This is a genomic window from uncultured Porphyromonas sp., assembly GCF_934359325.1.
Lineage (GTDB): Bacteria > Bacteroidota > Bacteroidia > Bacteroidales > Porphyromonadaceae > Porphyromonas_A.
The window spans coordinates 1-2,949 of the sequence record NZ_CAKRLH010000200.1 but is presented as its reverse complement, the minus strand read 5'-3'; the positions used below and the strand labels follow the sequence as shown (position 1 = coordinate 2,949).

Here is a 2,949-nt window from a genome sequence, read left to right as displayed (position 1 = left end):
TCCTCGTGCGATCAGGCAGCGGGCTTAGCAGCAGCCTCCTTGGCTGCGGGCTCGCCGATGGCGATCATCTCGAGGTAGGTGTTGTCGGTCAGGAGACCCTTGAGGTACTGGCGGACATCCTCAATGGTGATGCTGTTGAGCGTCTCAAGGAACTTCTCATCGGTATTCCGATCACGAAGTACCTGCATCTCCAGCTGGCTCATCCAGTAGTTGTTCTTGTGTTGGTTCTCGTCAAATTGCTTCTTCATATTGAGGACAGCCTTCTCGAAGAATTCCTTATTCATCCCCTTCTCGACCATCTCCTTCATCTCGTCCTTGACCCTCTGATTGAGGTGCTCGGCCTGCTCCTTATTGGTCTGGAAGACGATCATCATCTGAGAGGTGGGGGTGGGGAACTCGTCCTCTGAGCCTATGGCGGAGACGCCGTAGGTGCCGCCCTCCTCCTCACGGATGGAGACGAGGTACTGCTGGTCGAGGATCGAGCTGAGAATCTCGGCCATGAGGATGTTCTTGAGATCGTAGGTGGGGTTGTCCTTGATCAGCATATCGATGACAAAGACAGAGGGCGTGCTTACCTCGTAGGTGAAGTGGTGGTTGCTTGACTGCTTAGCCATCGGGAGGGCGAGCTCACGCTGCCAGGTCTCACCGCGGGCGGTATTGGGCAGGGTGGCGATGTAGCGCTCTACGAGAGGCTTGATGGAGTCGAGCTCGAAGTCACCGACGATGAAGAAGGTGAAGTCGCCCATATCAGAGAAGCGACTCTTGTAGGTCTCCAGGATCTTGTCGTAGTCGAGAGACTTGATCTGGTCGATCGTGAGGGGAAGTGCCTCAGGATTGCCACCGTAGATCATAGAGGGAAGAGAGTCGCGGAGAACGGTCTGTGTGGGGTTGCTCTTGGCCGCCTCCAGCATCGCTACCTGACGGTCGCGGGCAGCGCTAAAGAGCGCAGTATCCTTACGGAGGTCAGTGGTGATGAGGTGGATCGCCTGGAAGAGCTGCTCAGCGTCGCTCTTGGCAGCGTAACCGGAGATGGACTCGCTGGTGCGACCGATATTTGCGGAGACGGAGACCTTTCGCCCGGTGAGGATCTTCTCGATCTGATTGGGCGTGTGGCCACCGTAGCCACCTACGCCGGCAAAGTCATTAGCGGCGCGGACATTGATGTCCCTCGTGTCCTCGCGGACGATACCGCCGGGGCTGACGGCGCGGATGTTGATCTCATTGTCGGCATAGTCGGTCGGGAGGAGGTAGACGCTGATGCCATTGGAGAGCTCCCACTTGGTGGACTTGAATGCTTGGTCAGCCTTAGTGGCTACGACAGAGCCGGGCTGGGGCAGCTGCTCCATCAGGCTCTCTGAGGAGACGGTCTCCTTGTAGGGCTCCACCTCCTGCTGCATCCCCTTATCAAACTCTGCGAGCAGCTCCTCGGAGGTCGGGTAGGTGAGACCGTCCTTCTCTACAGCCATAATGTAGATGAAGAAATTCTGACCCGCCTGCTCGGGGATCATCTGTGCCAGCTGCTGATTGATCGCCTGGACGTTGATCATCTGAGCCATCTGCTGAGCGAGCATAGCCTCGGTCTCAATGCCGGGGATGTAGCCGCCGCGGGTGAAGTATGCGGAGTACTCAATGGCGTAGTCCTCGTTGGTCCTATTCTTTTTCTCCTTGACCCCGTTGTCGAAGTCGGCGAGGACTTTCTTGATCACACGGCTGTACTCACCCTCGGTGAAGCCGTACTTGCGGACGCGTGCCAGCTCGGCGGTCAGCGCCTCAAGGGCACGGGCGTACTTGCCCTCCTCGGCGACCACATCGGCCTGGAAGGCGTCCTCCGTCTGTGAGACGATGAAGGATCCGATGCCGACAGAGGCCTGTAGGAAGGGCGCATTGGGCTGCTCGAGGATCTCGTCGAAGCGGTTGGCGAAGAGCTGACTGATGACATTGGAGATGAAGTCATTGAGGAAGCCAACGGCGGTACCCTTGAGCTCCTTCGGCATCGCATCGTAGGTCTGATTAATGCTCACCTGGGTGCCTGTCACCTCAGGATTAGTGATCACCACGGCCTTGGGCTCAGGACGGTCGGGTACGCCGAAGTAGACGCGCTCAGCGGGATTCTCCGGCATAGGGATGGTGGAGAAGGTCTTCTTGATCTGCGCCTCTACGTGGTCCACATCGATGTCTCCGACGACGATGATCGCCTGGAGATCAGGACGGTACCACTTGTGGTAGTAGCTGCGGAGTGCATCGTAGGGGAAGTGCATCACGACGTCCATCGTGCCGATCGGCAGGCGGTGTCCGTAGCGGTGATCCTCGGGGAAGGCTGAGGCAAGGAGCTGCTCGAGGGCACGCATAGAGCCGTTGTCTCTCGTGCGCCACTCCTCTTGGATCACACCGCGCTCGTTGTCGATCTCCTCATCGGTGAGGTCGAGGTAGCCACTCCAGTCGTGGAGGATCAAGAGACAGGAGTCGACAAAGTTCTGATTCGTCGTCGGGGCGTTCATGATCTGGTAGACCGTCTCGTCGATGGCGGTGTAGGCATTGAGGTTGGAGCCAAATTTTACACCATTCTTCTCCAGATAGTCGATCATGCCCTTGCCGGGGAAGTTCTTGCTCCCCTGGAATGCCATATGCTCAAGGAAGTGAGCGAGACCGCGCTGGGTATCCTCCTCGAGGACGCTACCGACACGCTGAGAGATGTAGAAGTGGGCTCTATCCTTGGGCTTCTCGTTATGACGGATGATGTAGGTGAGCCCGTTGTCGAGCTTGCCCATCCGCACATCCTTGTCGATCGGCAGCGGAGGTGTCTGCTGCGAAGCATCCTGCGCTCTACCGGGGAGTATCGCCACAGCGGCGAGACTCATCACTCCGGAGAGGAGGGTAAGAAAGTGGTTACTCATGTGTTGATTGATTTTGTATATAAGTTTTGTAGTTTTATTCTGGAGCAAATTTAGG

Annotated in this window: 1 protein-coding gene; it reads right to left on the bottom strand. The window is 57.2% G+C overall.

Going from position 1 to position 2,949, the window contains the following annotated elements; translation table 11 throughout:
- Positions 1 to 11: 11 nt before the first annotated feature.
- Positions 12 to 2,894 (bottom strand): M16 family metallopeptidase, encoded by a 2,883-nt coding sequence (locus tag Q0F21_RS06855; protein WP_297238563.1) that lies wholly within the window; start codon positions 2,892 to 2,894, stop codon positions 12 to 14.
- Between the last annotated feature and the right edge of the window lie 55 nt (positions 2,895 to 2,949).

Coding starts and splice junctions, on each gene's coding strand:
- Q0F21_RS06855 (WP_297238563.1), bottom strand. CDS start 2,894: ATGAGTAACCACTTTCTTACCCTCCTCTCCGGAGTGATGAGTCTCGCC.